Here is a 20,315-nt window from a genome sequence, read left to right on the forward strand (position 1 = left end):
CGAGATGGCGTAAAACAAAAGACATGAAAGGCAGCCTGACCCGCAATCTCGGGCGAAATACGTTCAAGGCTCGAAAAGGCAAACCGAATGAGTCGCAAGGCAAAAGATGACATGAGCGAGGCCCCGAAATATGTTCAATGATGAACAATAAAGTACAACGATGAACAAAACGCAAGCTTTTCCTTGGGATCATCCGCGATTCAGGAGCTGGATCGGTGTCGCGAGAGCCTGCCAACTGATGCAGCAAGCACTGGGCCGAGCACTCGCGCCTCTCGACATCAAGCCGCCCCATCTCGACATTCTCGTCAATTTGTACCGTTTTGAAGGCATATCGCAGCAGGAACTCGCCAGAAAACTGCTCGTCGGGCGCTCGAACATGAGTATGCTCCTGCCACAGCTGGAAAAGCGAGGACTTCTGGAACGCCGGCCCGACCCGAAGGACAAGCGCATCCTGCGGCTCTTTCTGACAGCTGCCGGCAAATCATTAAGCGAAGACGCAATGGCTGTTCAGACCGACGTGATCGAGCGATACCTGTCGGAGACGCCACTGGATGACTGCGAAGGCATTGCCATCCAGATGGAGCAAATCATCCAGCGGATCCTTGCAACCGAAACCCATGGGGACCCGCAAGACTGATGGAAGGCATCAACGCGGATTGCGGCTGAGCCCCTTGGCCGCGAGTTCGGCCTCATAGTCTGCGAATTTCTCCGACCCGCTTTCCCCGAGTTCGCGAAGATAAGCCCAGGTGAAGATACCGGTGTCGTGACCGTCATCGAAACCTATCCTGACGGCGTAGTTACCGGTCGGCGTCATGGATATGATGGCCACATGCCTCTTGCCGGGCACCGTCACTTTCTGCCCGGGGCCGTGGCCTTGCACCTCCGCCGAGGGAGAAAGGACCCGCAGCATTTCAGCGGACAGGTTGGCGGAAAAACCATCATCAAATGTGACGCCCAAACACCGTCTGTCCTTGGACACCTTTAGCTCTGTGGGCCACGACCCGGTCATGCAATCTTCTCCCGTGATGAGATGCGGAGAGTTAGGCAGCCTGGGACAAGCATGCAAGTTATTTTCGGCACCGATCAAGCCTTGCTTGACGCAAAGCCGGCTTCTGCCCACATTACAGGCAAGAAGCGGAGGAAGCCTTGGACCAGTCTCCATCCAAATGGAAAGCATCGACACCCCTGTCGGGCAACGCGGCACCCATGATCGACCCTTTCGGTCGCCATGTGACCTATCTGCGCGTATCAGTAACCGACCGATGCGATTTCCGCTGCACCTATTGCATGGCGGAAAACATGACCTTCCTGCCGAAGAAGGACCTCTTGACACTTGAGGAACTGGATCGGCTCTGTTCGGCCTTCATTCAGAAGGGTGTGCGGAAGCTGCGCCTGACCGGAGGCGAGCCGCTCGTCCGCAAGAACATCATGCACCTTGTTCGCAGCCTGTCACGCCATCTCAATGGTGGCGGTCTTGACGAACTGACACTGACGACCAATGGTTCGCAGCTCACGCGGTTCGCCGATGAGCTCGCCGATTGCGGCGTCCGCCGTATCAATGTTTCGCTCGACACACTCGATCCAGACAAGTTCAAGGCAATCACCCGCTGGGGCGAATTTGACCGGGTGATGGAAGGGATTCGTGCGGGCCAGAAGGCGGGGCTCAAGGTCAAGTTGAATGCCGTGGCGCTCAAGGATTTCAATGAGGACGAGATTCCTGCCATGCTGGAATTTGCCCATAAGGAAGGCATGGATCTCACCCTGATCGAGACCATGCCTATGGGCGAAACCGACGAGGATAGGACTGACCAGTATTTGCCTCTGTCGCATGTGCGCCGACGCCTGGAAGAAAGATATCAGTTGACAGATCTGCCGCTGTCGACGGGCGGACCGGCTCGCTACGTTCGTGTCGAAGAGACAGGCGGCAAGCTCGGTTTCATCACCCCCCTCACCCATAATTTCTGCGAAAGCTGCAATCGTGTCCGCCTGACTTGTACCGGCACGCTCTACATGTGCCTCGGGCAAGACGATGCTGCCGATCTGAGAACGGCGCTGAGGGCATCGGATGATGATGGATATCTGTCAGCGGCAATCGACGAGGCGATCGGTCGCAAACCAAAGGGCCACGACTTCATTATTGATCGCGACCACAAGAAGCCTGCCGTCGCACGTCATATGAGCGTAACCGGCGGCTGAACACAGGTATCGCCGCCGCGCAGCTTTGCCCGGTAGACATCGAACCAGATACGGGGCCGGCAGCGTTGTGGAATGTCAGGCAGGATACCCTCGATCGCCAAGCGCATGCCTTGACTGATTGTCTGCCTCATTCGACCCGTAGTCCCTGAAGCGACAGAACCCAAAAGTATATGCCTTCACACTGCCCTTGAACTCATTCACAAAGTTCATGGACACATTTGTACGCGCGGGTTTTCTAACGGACGGCCATCCGCTAAACAGAAAAACTACTCCCGAGGAAACTCCCCGATGGCACTTTCCAGCAATGCCCGTGGTGCAGTCTTTATGGCATGCTCCATGGCAGGCTTTACGATCAATGACGCGCTGACGAAGTCCGCCCTTGCCTACATGAATGCCGGTCAGGTGATGTTCGTCCGCGGCGCCATGACGACACTGCTTGTCTATCTGGTGGCAAGACACATCGGGGGCCTGGCTAATCTCAGACGGCTGATACAGCCTTACGTGCTGCTGCGCATTTTTTTTGAAACGCTCGCGGCCATCACGTATTTGAGCGCGCTTGGCCAGATACCTCTCGCCAACGCCTCGGCAATCCTTCAGGCATTGCCACTCGCTGTGACGCTTGGCGCTGCGATCTTCTTGCGAGAACCCGTCGGCTGGCGCCGCTGGACGGCTATAGTAGTCGGCTTCCTCGGCGTCATGATCATCATCAGACCGGGACCAGAAGGTTTTACCTTGGCCTCCATCTATGTGGTCTTCAGTGTCCTGACGGCAGCTTCGCGCGATCTGGTTACCAAGCGCATAGACCCGGCCATCCCGTCGATATCGGTTACCTTGCTCACCGCAGCATCCATTTCGCTTGCGGGTGCACTCCTGATTGTGCCGATGGGAGGCTGGCATCCCCTCACCTGGGCATCGATGGGAACTCTTTTCCTGGCGGCCGCCTTTCTATTTGTCGGCTACCAGATGATCATCATGGCGATGCGCACGGGCGAAATCTCCTTCATCGCGCCGTTCCGCTACACAAGCCTCGTATGGGCTGTCGCGCTGGGCATGATCTTCTTCGGCGAACTGCCGGATATCTGGATGGCTGTCGGCACCAGCATCGTCATCGGCTCTGGCCTCTACACATTCTATCGGGAAAACAAGCGAAAGTCGGAAAGTGCCAGCCAGTCACTGCCGGTGTCGCCTTCTTGAGGCCGCACACCGAGATCACTACGAAAGCAGAGAATTTGCCAAGCACCAGATTTCTCGACAGGACCACCGCACCGCACATTGTGACCCTCGTCGCAATTGCCGGCCTGTCTGCATTGACCATGAACATATTTCTGCCGGCTCTCCCCGGAATGGCTGTCGATTTCCGCGTGGATTACGCTTCAATCCAGATCCTTCTATCCGGATACATAGCCGCGACCGCCCTCGTCCAGCTCCTGATCGGACCGCTATCGGATCGTTTTGGAAGACGCCCCACCATGATCGGATGTCTGTTAATCCTGCTGGCGGCCTCCCTGATCTGTGCGGTCTCCACTAACTTCTATGTTTTGGTCGCTGGCCGACTGTTGCAGACCGCTGTCGTAGCAGGGCTGGTGCTATCCCGTGCCATTGTTCGGGACATGGTGCCGATGGATCAGGCCGCCTCAATGATCGGCTATGTCACCATGGGTATGACAGTGATCCCCATGGTTGGCCCAACTCTGGGCGGTGTACTGAGCGACCATTTCGGCTGGCGTGCAAATTTCCTCGCGCTGTTTGTCATTGGCGCTGTCATCCTCACCCTTGTCCTGTCTGATCTCGGCGAGACAAACAAAAGCAAAAGCAGCAGCTTCTCTGCCCAGTTCCGTGCCTGGCCGGGGCTCCTGATGTCGTCACATTTCTGGGGCTACACAATTGCCGGCACCTTTACCACGGGCGCTTTCTTTGCGTTTCTGGGAGGAGCGCCATTTGTCGGCGGCACAATCATGCAAATGTCACCCAGTACATTGGGCTTGCAGTTCATGTTCATCGCCGGCGGCTATATTGTCGGCAATTACCTCTCGGGCCGATATTCGCGGCGGGCCGGAATTGCCAAGATGATGTTGATCGGTGCCATGATTGCATTGATGGGCACCTTCATTCCCATCCCCCTGTTCTGGCTTGGCGCAACCAGCCCGATGGCGTTCTTCATGCCCCAGGTCATTCTCGGCTTTGGCAACGGGCTTGCCCTGCCCAGCACCAATGCCGGAATGGTCAGCGTCAGGCCGGAGCTTGCCGGCTCTGCTTCCGGTCTCGGTGGTGCGATCATGATGGGTGGCGGTGCAATCCTCTCCTGGCTCGCATCGGCCATACTCTCGGTCGAAAGCGGCCCAATGCCTCTCCTCATCGTCATGTTTGCCTGTTGCGTCGGAGCTCTCCTCGCGACACTCTGGCTGGCTAATCTCGGCGACAGCCAGCAACCGGAGCATCACAGCAAGGCATGACGGCAAAGCTCTCGACGGCATTGATTCTTGCAGGCGGTCTCTCAAGACGGATGGGACAGGACAAGACGCAGGTCGAGCTCGCCGGCAAGCCGCTGATCCGCCATGTGATTGAGCGGCTGTCACCACAGCTGGACATTCTTATCATCAGCGCACCGGGGCCGCACCCTGCAGCGGCGGAACTGATCCATTGTGTCGATACCAGGCCGGGGCATCTGGGTCCACTTGCCGGCATTCTGAGCGGCTTGCTGCATCTGCAAGAAATGGATGACAGCACTACCCATCTCCTGGTCTCGCCCGCGGATACTCCGTTCCTGCCACAAGACCTTGCGAAGTGCCTGCTGGAGCATGCGTCGCCCGAAACGGTGGTGATTGCGACATCATGTGGAAGGAGCCACCCATTGGCTTCACTTTGGCCCTTATCGCTCGCCACGGATCTTGATCGCTGGCTGGACAAGCCGGACAACAGGCGTGTGCAGGACTACATCCATCGTCATCGGCATGTCGCCGTGCCGTTCGAGCAAATCAGGATTGGTTCAGAAACCATTGATCCGTTCTTCAACATAAACAGACCGGAAGATCTCGCCATTGCCGAGCACTGTATCAAAAGAGCCGAAAGCGCCTCTATCCGCTGAGAAACCCCGAGTTTTCGGCATAGCCGGCTGGAAAAACTCCGGCAAGACCGACCTCACTACAAGACTTGTCTCTGAGCTCACACAGCGCGGCTTTGCAATTTCGACTGTCAAACACGCACATCATGATTTCGATATCGACAAGACGGGTAGTGACAGCTTCCGCCATCGGGAGGCCGGAGCCCAGGAAGTCGCCCTCGTTTCTGGAACCCGCTACGCCATCATGCATGAGCTTCGTAGTGAAGATGAACCGTCACTGGAACATATCCTAAGCCGTATGGGCCCCTCTGATCTTGTCCTGGTCGAAGGCTATAAACGGGAGCCGATAGCGAAAATTGAAACCCGTCGACGAGAGGCAAGAACAACGACCCCTCTCGCACCGAATGATCCCCTTATCCTGGCGATAGCCTCAGATCATCCCGTCGACGATGCAGACTTGCCAATCTTTGACCTCGACGACACTCAGGCGATTGCTGATTTCATCATGACGGTGACTGGACTTTCTCGAACCTGAAGAAGTGTCATGACCCGAAAAAGCCGCCGGGTATCCCCGACGGCTTCTCACTCTCAATGGAAACGCGAGATCAGCGCGTGGCCACGACCTCCGGGCGAACGAGCGAAGTCACGCGACGGATTGCCACCCGGCGATTCTGCTGTTCCGCCGCCTCGGTACGGATCTTCAGGAAACGCTCGCCATAGCCCTGCACCTGCAGGTTTTCAGGCGGGATCCCGTAGACGTCCGTGAGCAGATTGGCAACAGTTTCCGCCCGGCGATCGGAAAGAAGCAGATTGGATCTGTCCGACCCGACCGCATCGGTATGCCCCTCGATGAGGAAGGTCTCACCCGGATCCTTTTCAAGCAGCTGCTCCATGGCTTCGGCCACCCGACGAAGCGTCCGCGCCTGTTCGAGCGGCACCTCCGCCGATCCGGACGGGAAGGTAATCGTGTCAAGATCGATGCGACGAACCTTGTCACGCAGACGGGCCGAGGATTTCACTTCGTCAATCGTATAGACACGTTCAACGCGTTCGACTGGCGGCTTTGCCAGGAAATCGTAGTAGTCGCGGTCAGGCGCACGCGATGTCGTGACCACATAATCACGCACCGGAATGGTCAGGCGCATGGGCGGCAACCGGCTCCCGACATCGACATAAAGTTGCGGTCGCTGACTGTCAGCCTCCGGAGCATAGATGAGAACAAACTCACGACCGTCACGGGTGATACGTGAACGCTGGATAATATCGCCAAAGCGATTGTAGATCGTCACCAATCTTGAGCCATCGAAGCGAACGATGGTTTCACGAACACGTCCACGAGACAGTTGCTCGTAGAATGTGTCCTCCGCCTCGTAGCGCAGACGTTCGCGATCATCCCGACGCACGACGATCTTCTCGCCAACATTTATAATTGTCCGATTGTCGACCCGCTCGACAACGCGAACCTCCGTCACCTGATTGACGATGTTGTTCTGAACAACGGTATTGTTGGTCACGTTATTGGTGACATTGTTCGTGACATTATTGGTCACATTGTTGTTCGTGATGTTGTTCGTGGTTTCATAAACAACGGTATTGGGCACATCGAAGGCAGGTGCCGCGTCAAGCTGCGTTCCGGTTTCCGCTGCAAGAACCTGAAGCGTCTGGGTGTCCACCTGCAAATCCGCCTGCGCCTCTGCATCGGTCTCCGGTGGCGGCGCCACATCCTCCAGCTGGCGCAGTTCCGTGCGCGCTGCACGCGCTTCGGCACCACCGACATTATCGGCGTCCTTATCGCTATCAAGCACGGCGGCACCGTCTTCGACAGGCAACAAGACCGTTTCAGCCGTCTGGGACGGATCTTCCGCAACCGCCTCCTTCTGCTCTTCCGTCATCGTATCTTCAATGACAACGACCGGGGCATCCACTGGCGGCTCGACAGCCGGAACGAGAACCTGCTCGCCTTCCGACAAAGGAGCGTCCGTCGTGACTGGCTGCTCGGCGCTGTGTTGCGGGACAACTGCCGGCTCCTGTGTGCCGGACTGTTCAGCGGGTTGTTCAACGGGAAGCTCTTCAGCTGGTGCTTCATCAACGGCAGGCGGTACATCAACGGGTGTGTCGACTGGCTGCTCTGGTGCTGTTTCAGGCACCGGAACAGGCTCGACAACGGCGCACTCTTCTGCGGAGGCGGCCTGCGAGCCGTCGGCGCAGGTGACCGGCTCGGTCGGAATCTGCTCTGCGGCTGCGGCTGCGGCGGTCGCTGCGCGCTGCGCCTCCTCTTCCGCCAGACGCTGAGCTTCGGCTTCGGCCTGAGCCTGAGCCTGTGCTTGTGCCTCGGCCTCTGCCGCCTGCCGTGCTTCTTCTTCAGCGAGACGTTGAGCTTCCGCCTCGGCAGCTCTTTGCGCTTCTTCTTCCGCCGCCTGCCTTGCCTGTTCTTCCGCCGCGCGCTGAGCTTCTGCTTCGGCTTCGGCTGCCGCCTGGGCCTCCGCTTCGGCCTGGGCTTGTGCTTCAGCCTGACGGCGAGCTTCTTCTTCAGCCAGCCTGCGTGCCTCTTCTTCAGCTTGCCTCTGCGCCTCGGCCTCCGCAGCGGCCCTCGCCTCTGCTTCGGCTTGAGCCTGAGCTTCCGCCTCTGCCTGGGCCTGCGCCTGTGCGGCGCGACGCGCCTCCTCTTCGGCCAAACGTTGGGCCTCGGCCTCAGCAGCCGCTTGAGCCTCCGCCTCTGCCTGGGCTCTGCGTTCGGCTTCTATGGCGTCGCAGGTGGCCTGATCCGCTGCCTCGGTCCCATCAGCACAGGTAACGGATTGAGCGAAATGAAGCAGCGATGCATCAGCCGGCTGCTGCACATGGCTGTGGACTGCAAATGGCCGAAGCGGAGAGGCCGACAATGGCGTTGCTGCCATAGCCATGGACAGAACCGGCAACGCCACTGTCGCCATCAACTTGGACTTGACGGGCATGAATGTTTCCTTCCTGAAGGCGCACGACTTGGCCATTTCCGGCAACGCCGCACGCAGGGTTTGATCTCACTGAAGTCAGACCAGATGGACAAAGCCTAGGGGCCGCTGCATTAACCCGTGCTGAACAAATAGGTTTCACGTCGGCGACTTTTCCACAGCCAAAACTGGCCACACTGACACGTTTTTGAATGTGAAAATCGAAGCATTTGGAGGCGTTTGCGTCTTTGCGGTTGATTTCCCGTCGAAAACAGTAGGAATATCATGGCCAAGTGATGGCAAGACCGTCACGACCATGGAAAGCCTCAGATAAAAACAAAGGCTTCCTTCAACTGAGAGGATCTTATGCGTACTCCAAACCGCTTTCTCGCCGCCGCGTCGATTGCTGCCCTGTCGCTTTTTGCCGGCAGTGCCATGGCACAAGAGAAAATCATCATCGGCACGGAAGGTGCCTACCCGCCCTTCAACAACCTTGAAGCAGACGGCACGCTGGTCGGCTTCGATATCGACATTGCCAATGCGCTTTGCGAAGAAATGAAGGTCACTTGCGAATTCGTGACGCAGGACTGGGATGGCATCATCCCCGCCCTTCAGGCCAAGAAGTTCGACGCCATCATCGCCTCGATGTCGATCACGCCAGAGCGTCTGGAAAAGGTCGACTTCTCCAAGAAGTACTACAACACCCCACCGGCCGTTGCCGTTCCGAAGGACTCGCCGATCGCAAGCCTTGAAGACCTCAAGGGCAAGAGCGTCGGCGCGCAGTCTTCGACAACCCATGCCAACTATGCCGAAAAGCATATGGCTGATTCCGAGCTGAAGCTTTACCCGACAGCAGACGAATACAAGCTCGACCTCGAAGGCGGTCGCGTTGACGCTGTCGTTGACGATATCGTCGTTCTGTCGGAATGGCTGGCAACAGACGCCGGCTCTTGCTGCAAGATCCTTACTCCGCTTGAAGTGGATGTTGAGATCAACGGTGAAGGTGCTGGGATTGCGGTTCGCAAGGGCGAAACCGAACTCGCCGACCGCTTCAGCGCAGCCATCGAAGCCATTCGCGCTAACGGCAAATATGCCGAAATCAACGCGAAATACTTCGACTTCGACGTCTATGGCGAATAAGCCCCCAGGCGTGACAATCTGAAAAAAATGGCGGAGGCGCGCACTTCCGCCATTTTTGCATTTTGCGCATGAACAACGAGACAATGCGGGCAAACCGCAACGGGGAAACCTAAATGGAAGACTTGGCGACTGGTCCAGTTACGTTCTGGGCTTGGATACAGCATGTATTGGATCCTTTCTGTGGACCCATTGGCCTGTTTTCACTTTTCGCCAGTGATGGCCTGGTTGCCTGTGGAGACACAGGATGGGGCGATGAGATTGCCCTAGGCGTCAGGGTCACCGTTTCGCTTGCCCTTGCCACCCTGCCGGTTGGCCTCCTGCTCGGCTTCATCATTGCACTCGCCATGCAGTCAGAAGAAAGGAGCCTCAAGATTGCAACGGGCATCTACACCACGATCTTTCGCGGACTACCTGAACTGCTGACGCTCTTCATCGTCTATTACGGTTTTCAAATCATCATCCAGACCTTGGTCACATCGTTGGGCGGCGAGACGCGTGTCGAAATCAGCGCTTTCTTTGCCGGCATGCTGGCGCTCTCCGTTGTCTTTTCCTCCTATGCCTCCGAAGTCCTGTTGTCGGCCTTCCGAGCTATTCCCCGGGGGCAATATGAGGCGGGCAGTGCGGTCGGTCTTTCACGGGCAAAGACCATGGTGCTGATCGTTCTGCCGCAACTGATCCGGATCGCGCTGCCGGGCCTGAGCAATCTCTGGCTCGTGTTGCTCAAGGATACAGCATTGGTATCGGTGATCGGCCTGACTGACATATTGCGGCAGACTGGCGTGGCCGCCCGCGTTACCAAGGAAGCCTTCCTGTTTTATGGCCTTGCCTGTCTCATCTATCTGGTGCTGGCCACCCTCTCCTCGATTGGGCTTAGCGCCATTTCCCGCTGGGCGAACCGTTCGGAGGCGTCACGATGACCCACGCCGTGGAACTCATTGCCGCCCGTCCGGCCCCTCCGTCCAAGAGCCAACGTCCGCTTGGCCAGCAGATCATTGGCTACGGACTCCTCGCCATCTGGGCCATGCTTGGCCTGGCACTGCTCTGGTCAGTCATCTCGGGCTGGGATATGGACAAGGTGACCCGCTATGGCCCCCGCTACCTTGATGGCCTTGCGACAACGCTTACCCTCACCTTTACATCTGTTGCCCTTGGCGCCTTGCTATCGATTCCGGTGACCTTCGCCCGCATGTCAAAGAACAAGGTGCTCAACGCGATTTCCTATAGCTATGTCTATCTGTTCCGCAGTACGCCAATGCTGCTGCAGATCTTTCTGATCTATTATGGCCTCGGCTCCTTCCGACCGGAACTGCAAAGCCTGGGCCTCTGGTGGTTCTTCCGCGAGGCCTGGTATTGCGCCCTCCTCGCCATGACGCTGAACACAGCCGCCTACCAGGCGGAAATCCTGAGAGGCGCCATCCAGAGCGTGCCACGGGGCCAGACCGAAGGCGCACAATCGCTTGGTCTTCCGGCATCAGTGACCTTCTGGAAGATCATCCTGCCACAGGCTCTGATCGTCGCGCTTCGCCCCTATGGCAATGAAATCATTCTCATGATCAAGGGATCTGCTGTCGTCGCAGTCGTAACTATCCTCGACCTGATGGGTCAGACCCGCTACGCCTTCTCGCGCACCTTCGATTTCCAGACCTATCTCTGGGCCGCCATCTTCTATCTGAGCATGGTCGAGGCACTTCGCCACACCTGGGCGGCACTGGAAGCAAGGCTGACACGCCACCTCAAGCGGTAAGAGAAACGCTTGGCAGCAGTCAACCATGACGGCTGCCAAACCTATGATATAAAACACTTTTTTTACTGAGCGTCACTATTTTTAACTTTTCATTAGGTCTCCGGTGGTGTCATCCTTCTTGAGGCTGCGTCCTCTCGCGGCCCAGGTCGGTCGCGGAAGCGGAACACCGTCCGCACCGATCCCTGCAGATGGGAACACGGAACGAACGGACATGAACCAAGACATGGAAATGATGCTGAAGGGCTACGGCCTGACGACCGCCAAAATCCTCTATCGCCTGCCTGACCATCCCCTGCTGTTGCAGACCTATATCTGGCAGAACTACGATCTGGCGCCAGACTTCCCGGAAATGAAGGGCTTCCTGAAATTCTGGCAAGAAAAGTTGGATGGCCCGTTGCACTCGGTCAGCTACGTGCACCAGAAAATGATTGGCCCGCAGGATTGGCGCGCCCTCAAGGGGGAGTTCATTCTCCACTAAACACAGGTCTTAGTCGGCTAAACATGCACTTCGCCATGGGCTAGCTCGCCATCGGCAGGATCGCGGTGGCGCGCGGCAACCAGCACAGCAGCGTATCCAAGCACGACCAGCCCGATGACAAGCAGTCCGTGGATGGGACCAAGTTGCGCATTGTCGACAATCTGCTGGTAGCTGGACACCATTTCGAGTTGCCGCTCATCCGGCAGAAGCCTCGGACTTGAGATCTTGAGCCCCCACACCATCAGCAGGATCAGATACATCCATCCATAGTTCCGGCGGATCCGACGGGACAGGGCAGCCGCATAACTCATCAGGAAGGCCGGACTGCGCAGGCTGGCAGCAATCGCCTCGGCCCAATCGGGATTAAGCTCCGCCTTCGGACAGAGTGCCTGAGCAAAATAATGGCGCTCCAACTGCCTTACACGCGCTCGGTAGACATCGAAAAACCGATAGCGCCGCGCCTCGATCAAGAGAAAGACCGTGATCAGCAACATGGCAAAAAGGACGACCCCATGGTGGGAGCTTGGCGTCGACAAGGACACCGACAAGAGACCAGCAACCACGGTCATTGCCCAATTGGACGTCCTGTCGATCCGGTCGCGCCAACTCGTCATGCGCCCGATCTCCCCACGATAATAGTGGATGATCATGTTCGCCTTCTCTGCCGAATTCGACGGCAGGGTTGGCGATGACTGCCGCCGGACGATGGCATCCGCCAGATTGGCGACCGGATCAGCCATCTGAAGAAACCTCCTGAAGTGACGATTCTCAGGATGAACGGCTTTGATGACCTGGCGGTTCCCCGCCTCGATCATTGCCATTCGCGCCCCAAGCCGCTACAGCGACCTCCAAGCTGCAAAGGGCAGCAAAGACAGGAACAGACGGGAGCCAGCATGGCCAAGATCGACGAAGAAGCGCTGGCTGAGGCCTACAATCGCGCGCTCGCCCTGGAAAAAGCCGGCGAGATAGACGCAGCCGTTAAGGCCTATCAGGAAGTGCTGGCCATCGATCCGGACGATCACGGCGGCGCATCTGTTCGTATTGCGGCGCTGGGTCGCGGCGAGGCCCCGCCAAAGGCGCCGGATGCCTATGTGGAAACCCTTTTCGATCAACATGCCGAGGCCTTCGAGGATATCCTGGTGGAGCAGCTGGGCTATGCCGTGCCCGCCATGGTCCGGCAGCGCCTCCAGACCCTCAAGCTTGGACCGTTCAAGCGCCTGCTGGATATCGGCTGCGGAACCGGCCTGACCGGAGGCACGCTGCGCGACATGGTCGAGGACATGACCGGCATCGACATCTCCGAGAACATGGTCGAGATCGCTCATGAAAAGGATCTCTATGAGACGCTCTATGTGGCCGAACTGGAAGACTTCCTTGAAGACAATGACGACGAGCCTTTTGACCTCATCACCGCAACAGATGTCCTGCCCTATCTGGGTGCCCTCGAGCCCCTGTTCTTTGGCGCAGCCGAAAACATGGTTGCCGGCGGACTGCTGATCTTCTCGTCCGAGACCCTGGCTGCGACCAACGAGCGCCCTTTCATCGTCGGCCCCCATCAGCGATACCTGCACAGCGAGGCCTATATTCGCGAGCGGCTCGATGCCACAGGCTTTGATATCGTTGAAATCTCCGAGATCAATGTCCGCATGCAGGATGGCGAACCTTCCCCCGGGCAGCTTGTCATCGCCCGGCTGAGAGCTTGACCAACAAGCCGCAAGGCAGGCGTTCACACCGATTTCCAAGGGCCGGCATCCCAACACAGATGCCGGCTCTTCCGTTTCCAGACAGGCTGCGCTAAGCCTTTGACCACATTTGCAGGGAGACACAGAATGGCAAAAGTCGCATTTATCGGTTTGGGCGTCATGGGCTATCCAATGGCCGGGCATCTGAAGGCCAAGGGCGGCCATGACGTCACTGTCTATAACCGCACGACCGCCAAGGCAGAGGCCTGGGTCAAGCAATATGGCGGATCGCACGGGCTCACCCCGGCAGCGGCTGCCGAAGGTGCAGATTATGTCTTCACCTGTGTCGGCAATGACGACGACCTCCGCTCCGTCACGACAGGCAAGGACGGCGTGCTGTCCGCCATGAAGTCCGGCGCAATCCTCATCGACAACACGACGGCCTCGGCGGAAGTCGCTCGCGAACTGGACGAGGCCGCCCGCGCCAAGGGCTGCGGCTTTATCGATGCACCCGTTTCCGGCGGCCAGGCCGGCGCTGAAAACGGCGTCCTGACCGTGATGTGTGGCGGCGACGAAAAGACATTCGAAGCCGCCAAGCCTGTGATCGATGCCTATGCCCGGATGGTCGGCCTGATGGGACCGGCCGGATGCGGACAGCTTGCCAAGATGATGAACCAGATCTGCATCGCAGGCCTCGTTCAGGGCCTCGCGGAGTCAATCCATTTTGGCAAGAAATCCGGACTAGACATTGAAAAAGTTATAGAAGTTATCTCCAAGGGCGCCGCAGGCTCCTGGCAGATGGAAAACCGCCACAAGACGATGAATGTCGGCAAATACGACTTCGGCTTCGCCGTCGACTGGATGCGCAAGGATCTGGACATCGTGCTGACAGAGGCTCGTCGCAATGGCGCAAATCTGCCGGTGACGGCGCTGGTCGACCAGTTCTATGGCGAGGTTCAGAAACTGGGCGGCAATCGCTGGGACACATCCTCGCTCCTCGCGCGCCTTGAAGCCAAGTGACCCTTGGCGTCACGCTGGAGTGACGTCAATCCGACTACAGCAGATTCAGGCCGCGCCCCTACCACCGCACGAGCTTCGCGGCCTGCCACCCCTTCTGAACGAAGAGCGGCACATATTCCTCCGGGATGAAGAGCCGGTCCTCGGCACGCTCGATCAGCGGATAGCCTTCCGGAGGAAGAATGGTCGGGTCATCAGCATTTGCGGAAAGATCGATGACCCAACGGGATGGCAGCTTTCTGTCCCCCAGCATCCGCAGCTCGAAAGCCGGTATCTTCAGCGGGTCGGCGGGATTGTAGATCCCAAGACCTGCTGACCGAGCGACACGCGCATCCTCCCGCGCACGACCGAGACTGCCCTTTGCCGCCAATGATCGCAACTGCTTCGGCGGAAGTGCGGCATCCGTTACGCTCGCCCGTCCGCGAAACGGATCGACATTCGGCCAGATGAAGAAAGGCGTCGCCATGCCCAGCGCAATCTGCCGTTCGTTATAGGTTCTAGGCCGAATGTCCTTGTCCTTGACCTCGGTGTTCACGAAAGCCAGCAAACGACCGTAGCTATCAAAGACTTCGTGTGAGAGAGCCACGAACAGCGTCAGGGGCTGTGCCGGATCGTGACCGACCAGCGCCATGTCAGCCTGGATCATGTCGATCAGCGCCTGACGACCGGCAGCCGCGTGTCGCGCGTGATTGGCAGCAGCGTCAGGTCCGCAACGCGCTGAGAGGCTGGCCTGAACCAGGGGATGCAAACCGGGATCCGGGAATTTGGGCCATGCGCCTTCCTCAAACGGATCCGTCAGATAGGTCGCCCATTGCGGGCCATCGAGCTTCTGGCTCCCCTTGGATGCTGTTGGCGAGATCGGCACCCTATAGGCCATTTCAGCCGTGTCACAGCCGAGAAATCGCATGGGCTGAGAGGCATCGAAATCCCCCCGCAAACCATCCCCGTCATAGACCTTGCTTCCGGCGGGCGCCGGCAGGCTCGGATGACTGCGGAAAAACTGCGTACGCCCACCACTTTTCACAGGAATGATCAGGTTCATCGCACACTCCGAGGGATCGAAAGTCGCGATGAAAGACTACGCCCCGAAGAGCTGAAACTCAATCAGCAGGCGCAAATATAAAAGCATTACACGTCAGGTACTTCGCCGGACACACATGGCTCAGTCGTCATTCGACTTCGAATTGTCGAGCACCATGTAATCAAGCGGAAGCTCAGTCGTGTACTTGATCTGCTCCATCGCAAATGCGGAGGACACATCACGGATTTCGATCCGGGCGATCATGCGCTTGTAGAAAGCATCATAGGCTGCGATGTCGGGCACAACGACGCGCAGCAGATAATCCACATCACCGCTCATTCGATAGAACTCGACCACTTCCGGAAACTCGGACACGACCTCTGAGAAGCGCTTGAGCCATTCAATGGAGTGGCTTGATGTTCGTATGGACACGAAGACAGTGACCTTTGTATTCACCTTCGCCGGATCGAGGAGCGCAACGCGCCGCCGGATGACGCCATCCTCCTCCATCTTTTGAATGCGACGCCAGCAAGGCGTGGTGGATAGTCCAACCTTTTTGGCCAGGTCAGCGACTGCCAGTGTCGAATCTTCCTGAAGAATGCGCAGTATCTTGCGGTCGAGACGGTCCATGAGAATGCCCTGAATTGATTTTCCTCATCTATATCGGAATTGCAGAGGATTGAGCAAAATCATTTCAGGCTATCAACAACGAAACTTGAGCGCGCAAGACCGGAAGCACTTCCTCCTCAAACCAGGGATGGCGCTTCAGCCATCCGGTATTGCGCCAACTGGGATGCGGCAAAGGCAGACATCGCGGGCTCTCATTCGCCAGCAGATAATCGCGCCAGTGACAAACGGTCTCGGTCATGGTTTTCCGTCGCCGGTTACCCAGATGCCAGGCCTGCGCATATTGTCCGATGGCAAGGATCAACTCGATCTGCGGCATTGCGTCCATGACCTGCTGCCGCCACTGCGGCGCACATTCCCGCCTCGGCGGCAGATCATGTCCCTCGGCATTGTAGCCTGGAAAGCAAAAACCCAGGGGCGCAATGGCAAAACGGCTCCGGTCGTAGAACTGATCCCGATCGACCCCGAGCCACAGCCTCAGGCGGTCGCCAGACGCATCATTGAAGGGAACCCCGGTTTCATGCACCCGCAATCCTGGCGCCTGCCCCGCGATCAAGATGCGGGCCGTCCTCGAAAGATAGGCGACAGGGCGCGGCTCATGCGGCAAACATGGCTGTGGGCCGCCCGCCGGCTTGTCTCGGCACAGCCGGCACCCGGCGATGGCTGCTTGCAGCGCAGACACCTGCAACTCTTTAGCAGTTGCGACCGGATGATCGCTCTTGAGACGCGAGCACAAGGCTTTATCTGAACTCATTCGGACCCCAACCACTCCCGGACCATCTGCGATAGGTAAGAACCGGTGGCCCAGAATGGTTCCAACCCGCCACGGGCGATCTGATGCTGTCGGCGCCAGTCGGCAGGCCGTTCGAATGGTGCCTGCCAGAGACCGATCCCGGCGCGGCGCGCGGCCCTTTCCTCGCCGAGATAGTCACCATCGGCAATGGCAAGCCCTTCGGCGACAAGGCGACGTCCGAGATCGTCCTCACCGGAACGGCACCTGACAAGCAGCCGACCATAGCGGTCGCGGCTCCGGCCCTCACAGGACCAAGGCCCGTCATCAAGCATTGACTGAAGCCTCTGACGCACAACCCGACCACAAGCATAAACGTCTGATGGCTCACCGCAGGTCTGCTCCATTTCGGGGGCGTCGATCCCTTCTAGGCGCATCCGCAAACTGCCCTTCGCCAGCGTATCGCCATCAACCGCCCGCAATGGCCCGTTGACCAACTGCACGTCCTGTTCGTCCAGCTTGACGATGATCAAGCCCGCAAGGAGCAGGATGACCAGCCCCATCAGGACGTCACGTATGAAGCGTGCCAGCCGCGTCACCTTTCGGCCCATTTCAGAAACAAATCCTTTGCATCTATGGCAAACAAAACCTTCCCTGACAGGATCTTCTTAAGAAATGGAGGATAGGCTGTAAGGGACCGCGGAAGAAGCCCAGTGATGAGTAACGGCATACCGACATCGACAGACAAGAACATTGTAGACCTGACGCGCAGCCACCGAAACCGGGCTGCGACAAAAGCCGTGCGCGCAACACGCGAGCGGCTGCAGGCCGGTAACGGCATCTCGCCTGCTTTCGATGCCGACATCCTCAACATGCACATCGCGGCAACGCTTCAGGGCGCAGCCGTCATGCCGGCAATGGTCATCCTCATCACCATTTTTGGCAGCTTCCTCTCGCTTGGCCCCAGTCTCATTACCTGGGCAATCCTCACACTGGGCGTCAATGCCCTGACAATCTTGCTTGCACGCCGTGCATCAAGACACGAGATAACGGCAGAAAACCAGGCCGGTTGGCGCAATCTGCTATTGGCAGGCCAGGTCGCCAATGGCTGCTGCTGGGCGCTGTTTGCGCTGCAAACTCCCAGCACTGGAGACGTCTTCGGCTTCTTCTTCTTCAAGTCCGCCGTCCTGATGATCGCCCTTTCGGTCACGGCCATGTCCAACATGCTGCTGCGTCAGGCTGTCCTGTTGGGCTTCCTGCCGGTAGTCGTGGCACTTGTCTACGCGTCGGTCATCAGCCGTGACAACATGGATTTGGGCCTGACCGCCTTCTTCACGACGGCGTTGATCTTCTTCGTCTACATCACGGGTCGCCTGCACCAGGCAAACATCAAGCTCCTGTCATATCAGACCGAAAAAGATGATCTGATCGCGGAGCTGGAGGTCGCGAAATCCCTTTCCGATGAAGCGCGCCGTCGGGCCGAAGAAGCCAATCTTGCAAAATCTCGCTTTCTCGCCTCCATGTCGCATGAATTGCGTACGCCACTGAACGCAATTCTCGGCTTTTCGGAAGTCATGGCGACCGAGGTTCTCGGCCCCCTGAACAACCCGCTCTACAAAGAATATGCGGGCGACATCCATCGCTCCGGAAAACACCTCCTGGAACTCATCAACGAGATCCTCGACCTGTCGCGCATCGAGGCCGGCAAGTATGAGTTGAGCGAAGATGTCATCTCTCTCCTCGAGCTCGCGGAAGATTGCATTGGCATGATCCAGCTACGCGCCAAGGCCAAGAACATCCGGATTGAAGAGCAGTTCGAAAAGGCCTTGCCGTCAGTCTGGGCCGACGAAAAGGCGATGCGCCAGGTCCTTCTCAACCTGCTGTCCAATGCGGTCAAGTTCACCCCCCAGGGTGGGGAGGTTGTCGTCAAAGCTGGATGGACTGCCGGGGGCGGTCAATACATATCGATCAAGGATAACGGACCGGGGATTCCGGAGGAAGAGATCCCGGTCGTGCTCTCCGCTTTCGGCCAAGGCTCGATCGCCATAAAAAGCGCAGAACAGGGCACGGGTCTGGGCCTGCCCATCGTCCAGGCGATCCTTGCGAAGCACGGTGGCGAGTTCAAGCTTCGCTCCAAGCTTCGCGAAGGCACTGAAGTCATAGCGATTTTGCCGGCTCAGCGGGTACTGGAGAGTCTCCCTGCCGTATCCGAAGTGCAGGCAGTGGAACCGAGACGCCGGCAGTTTGCCTGATCAGCGCGATCAGAAAAACACCACATAGGCCGCAAACACGCCATTCACGCAGATAAGGCAAAAGACTGCAAAGGAGCCGAGGTCCTTGGCGTTGCGCCCCACTGTCGAAATTTCCGGCGAGATGCGATCAACCAGCTCCTCGATTGCCGTATTCAGAGCTTCCACGCAGAACATGAGCATCATCAGGATTGTGAAGATCACGTATTCGAAAAGATCGGCGCCCACAAAAATGAAAAGCGCAAGTCCGACGGCAAAGGCCAAGAGCTCGTGCCGGAACGCGGCTTCCTGATAGAGCCGCTTGAATCCCTGGATTGAGTAGCGAGTGGCCGCAAAAAGATGGGCGATGCCCTTTTCCTTGCGGATCGAATTCGCCGCCAGTATTTCTGGTGTGGCCTTGCCGTTGCTCATGTCATCCATGGGTCTTGTTGCTCACACCAGCCTGTTCAAAAGTCGCCATTCCGGAATGGCAGGCAGCAGCCGCCTTCACAATACCGGCGGCAAGCGCTGCCCCGGTTCCCTCGCCAAGCCGCATGCCAAGAGCCAGAAGCGGCGTCTTGCCCAGACGTTCAATCGCGCGCAAGTGACCAGGCTCGGCAGACACATGGCCAATCAGGCAGTGATCAAGGGCTGACGGATTGGCAGCCTTGAGAATGGCAGCGGCGGCGGTTGCGACATAGCCATCGATCAGGACAGGAATCTTCTCCATCCGCGCCGCGAGAATGGCTCCGGCCATGGCTGCCACTTCGCGCCCGCCCAGCCGCCTCAACACTTCGAGCGGATCGTCCAGATGGCCCTTATGGAACTCCAGCGCACGTTTGACGGCGGCAATCTTGCGCTCCAGCACCTCGCCTTCGGAGCCTGTCCCTGGCCCCACCCAATCCTCAGCCTCTCCGCCATAGAGGGCCAGATTGATAGCGGCAGCGATGGTCGTGTTGCCGATCCCCATTTCGCCGATGCACAGAAGGTCAGTGCCTCCGGCAATCGCTTCCATGCCGAAGGCCATGGTTGCGGCACAGTCTCGTTCGGACAAGGCTGGTTCACACGTGATGTCCCCGGTCGGATATTCCAACGCCAGGTCGAAAATCTTCAACCCGAGGTCATAAGCAACGCAGATCTGATTGATGGCCGCTCCGCCTGCGGCGAAATTCTCCACCATCTGCTGTGTCACGGATGATGGAAACGGCGTGATACCGTGTTTCGTCACACCATGATTGCCGGCAAAGATCGCGACCAGCGGACGATTGACCGCAGGTGAACGGCCCGACCAGGCCGCAAGCCACATGGCAATCTCTTCAAGCCGCCCAAGGGCACCTGGAGGCTTCGTCAACTGTCGATCACGGTCACGCGCGGCGACAAGAGCAGCCGTATCCGGCCCGGGCAGCGCAGCAAGCAGCTTCCGGAAATCGTCGAATGGCAGGCCGGTTACGTTCATCAATT

General features: G+C 58.0%; 22 protein-coding genes. 13 read left to right on the forward strand and 9 right to left on the reverse strand.

Features of this window, described 5'->3' with window-relative positions; genetic code table 11:
* Positions 1–160 precede the first annotated feature (160 nt).
* Positions 161–637, forward strand: a complete 477-nt coding sequence (locus tag FE840_RS14985; protein WP_138286294.1) for a MarR family winged helix-turn-helix transcriptional regulator — start codon at positions 161–163, stop codon at positions 635–637.
* Between the two features lie 9 nt (positions 638–646).
* Here FE840_RS14985 and FE840_RS14990 read toward each other — a convergent pair whose 3' ends face one another.
* Entirely contained in the window at positions 647–1,009 is a 363-nt protein-coding gene (locus FE840_RS14990) for a gamma-butyrobetaine hydroxylase family protein (RefSeq protein WP_138286295.1), read from the reverse strand.
* Between the two features lie 197 nt (positions 1,010–1,206).
* On the opposite strand from FE840_RS14990, the gene moaA reads away from it, so the two are divergent.
* The 5 genes from moaA to mobB all read left to right on the forward strand — a co-directional run bounded on the left by moaA (position 1,207) and on the right by mobB (position 5,792).
* Entirely contained in the window at positions 1,207–2,196 is a 990-nt protein-coding gene (gene moaA / locus FE840_RS14995; RefSeq protein ID WP_217622145.1) for a GTP 3',8-cyclase MoaA, read from the forward strand.
* Positions 2,197–2,484: 288 nt separating this feature from the next.
* The gene (locus tag FE840_RS15000; protein WP_171033665.1) at positions 2,485–3,390 is read left to right on the forward strand and encodes a DMT family transporter; all 906 of its coding nucleotides are present in this window, start codon (positions 2,485–2,487) and stop codon (positions 3,388–3,390) included.
* Positions 3,391–3,425: 35 nt separating this feature from the next.
* Positions 3,426–4,649 carry a multidrug effflux MFS transporter gene (locus FE840_RS15005; protein ID WP_138286297.1) on the forward strand — a complete coding sequence of 408 codons (1,224 nt, stop codon included), beginning with the start codon at positions 3,426–3,428 and terminating at the stop codon, positions 4,647–4,649.
* Complete coding sequence (gene mobA, locus FE840_RS15010) at positions 4,646–5,281, forward strand: molybdenum cofactor guanylyltransferase MobA (protein ID WP_138286298.1); 636 nt, start codon at positions 4,646–4,648, stop codon at positions 5,279–5,281. The genes FE840_RS15005 and mobA overlap by 4 nt, the downstream gene beginning before the upstream one ends.
* On the forward strand, positions 5,235–5,792 hold the full coding sequence (mobB, locus tag FE840_RS15015) for a molybdopterin-guanine dinucleotide biosynthesis protein B (RefSeq protein ID WP_138286299.1): 558 nt from the start codon (positions 5,235–5,237) through the stop codon (positions 5,790–5,792). The genes mobA and mobB overlap by 47 nt, the downstream gene beginning before the upstream one ends.
* A 70-nt stretch (positions 5,793–5,862) precedes the next feature.
* On the opposite strand, the gene FE840_RS15020 is transcribed toward mobB, so the two are convergent.
* Positions 5,863–8,160, reverse strand: coding sequence for an OmpA family protein (locus tag FE840_RS15020; RefSeq protein ID WP_425502136.1), 2,298 nt, complete (start codon positions 8,158–8,160; stop codon positions 5,863–5,865).
* A 393-nt stretch (positions 8,161–8,553) separates the two neighbouring features.
* Here FE840_RS15020 and FE840_RS15025 point away from each other — a divergent pair, with 393 nt between their 5' ends.
* The 4 genes from FE840_RS15025 (at position 8,554) to FE840_RS15040 (ending at position 11,549) form a co-directional block, all read left to right on the forward strand.
* Entirely contained in the window at positions 8,554–9,327 is a 774-nt protein-coding gene (locus FE840_RS15025; RefSeq protein ID WP_138286301.1) for a lysine/arginine/ornithine ABC transporter substrate-binding protein, read from the forward strand.
* Between the two features lie 113 nt (positions 9,328–9,440).
* Entirely contained in the window at positions 9,441–10,244 is an 804-nt protein-coding gene (locus FE840_RS15030; RefSeq protein ID WP_138286302.1) for an ABC transporter permease, read from the forward strand.
* A complete protein-coding gene (locus FE840_RS15035; protein WP_138286303.1) occupies positions 10,241–11,071 on the forward strand; it encodes an ABC transporter permease in 831 nt (276 codons plus the stop codon). The genes FE840_RS15030 and FE840_RS15035 overlap by 4 nt, the downstream gene beginning before the upstream one ends.
* Before the next feature lie 211 nt (positions 11,072–11,282).
* Complete coding sequence (locus FE840_RS15040) at positions 11,283–11,549, forward strand: usg protein (RefSeq protein ID WP_138286304.1); 267 nt, start codon at positions 11,283–11,285, stop codon at positions 11,547–11,549.
* Positions 11,550–11,566: 17 nt separating this feature from the next.
* On the opposite strand, the gene FE840_RS15045 is transcribed toward FE840_RS15040, so the two are convergent.
* Complete coding sequence (locus FE840_RS15045) at positions 11,567–12,289, reverse strand: DUF2270 domain-containing protein (protein WP_138286305.1); 723 nt, start codon at positions 12,287–12,289, stop codon at positions 11,567–11,569.
* Between the two features lie 153 nt (positions 12,290–12,442).
* Between FE840_RS15045 and FE840_RS15050 the strand changes: the two genes are divergently transcribed.
* Together FE840_RS15050 and FE840_RS15055 are read left to right on the forward strand one after the other, a co-directional pair.
* A complete protein-coding gene (locus FE840_RS15050; protein WP_138286306.1) occupies positions 12,443–13,252 on the forward strand; it encodes a class I SAM-dependent methyltransferase in 810 nt (269 codons plus the stop codon).
* A gap of 126 nt (positions 13,253–13,378) precedes the next feature.
* Positions 13,379–14,251 (forward strand): NAD(P)-dependent oxidoreductase, encoded by an 873-nt coding sequence (locus FE840_RS15055; protein ID WP_138286307.1) that lies wholly within the window; start codon positions 13,379–13,381, stop codon positions 14,249–14,251.
* A gap of 58 nt (positions 14,252–14,309) precedes the next feature.
* Here FE840_RS15055 and FE840_RS15060 read toward each other — a convergent pair whose 3' ends face one another.
* From FE840_RS15060 to FE840_RS15075, 4 genes are all read right to left on the reverse strand, one after another.
* Entirely contained in the window at positions 14,310–15,290 is a 981-nt protein-coding gene (locus tag FE840_RS15060; protein ID WP_138286308.1) for a hypothetical protein, read from the reverse strand.
* Positions 15,291–15,410: 120 nt separating this feature from the next.
* Positions 15,411–15,899: an Lrp/AsnC family transcriptional regulator gene (locus FE840_RS15065; RefSeq protein WP_138286309.1), complete on the reverse strand. Its 489-nt coding sequence runs from the start codon at positions 15,897–15,899 to the stop codon at positions 15,411–15,413.
* A 64-nt stretch (positions 15,900–15,963) separates the two neighbouring features.
* A complete protein-coding gene (locus FE840_RS15070) occupies positions 15,964–16,569 on the reverse strand; it encodes a uracil-DNA glycosylase family protein (protein ID WP_246318919.1) in 606 nt (201 codons plus the stop codon).
* A 77-nt stretch (positions 16,570–16,646) separates the two neighbouring features.
* Positions 16,647–17,237 (reverse strand): thermonuclease family protein, encoded by a 591-nt coding sequence (locus FE840_RS15075; protein WP_138286311.1) that lies wholly within the window; start codon positions 17,235–17,237, stop codon positions 16,647–16,649.
* Between the two features lie 105 nt (positions 17,238–17,342).
* Here FE840_RS15075 and FE840_RS15080 point away from each other — a divergent pair, with 105 nt between their 5' ends.
* Positions 17,343–18,878: a sensor histidine kinase gene (locus FE840_RS15080; RefSeq protein ID WP_138286312.1), complete on the forward strand. Its 1,536-nt coding sequence runs from the start codon at positions 17,343–17,345 to the stop codon at positions 18,876–18,878.
* Positions 18,879–18,887: 9 nt separating this feature from the next.
* On the opposite strand, the gene FE840_RS15085 is transcribed toward FE840_RS15080, so the two are convergent.
* Together FE840_RS15085 and cobT are read right to left on the reverse strand one after the other, a co-directional pair.
* Complete coding sequence (locus FE840_RS15085) at positions 18,888–19,295, reverse strand: diacylglycerol kinase (protein WP_425502137.1); 408 nt, start codon at positions 19,293–19,295, stop codon at positions 18,888–18,890.
* Positions 19,288–20,310 carry a nicotinate-nucleotide--dimethylbenzimidazole phosphoribosyltransferase gene (cobT, locus tag FE840_RS15090; RefSeq protein ID WP_138286313.1) on the reverse strand — a complete coding sequence of 341 codons (1,023 nt, stop codon included), beginning with the start codon at positions 20,308–20,310 and terminating at the stop codon, positions 19,288–19,290. The genes FE840_RS15085 and cobT overlap by 8 nt, the downstream gene beginning before the upstream one ends.
* Between the last annotated feature and the right edge of the window lie 5 nt (positions 20,311–20,315).

It is taken from the genome of Peteryoungia desertarenae (assembly GCF_005860795.2).
GTDB lineage: Bacteria > Pseudomonadota > Alphaproteobacteria > Rhizobiales > Rhizobiaceae > Allorhizobium > Allorhizobium desertarenae.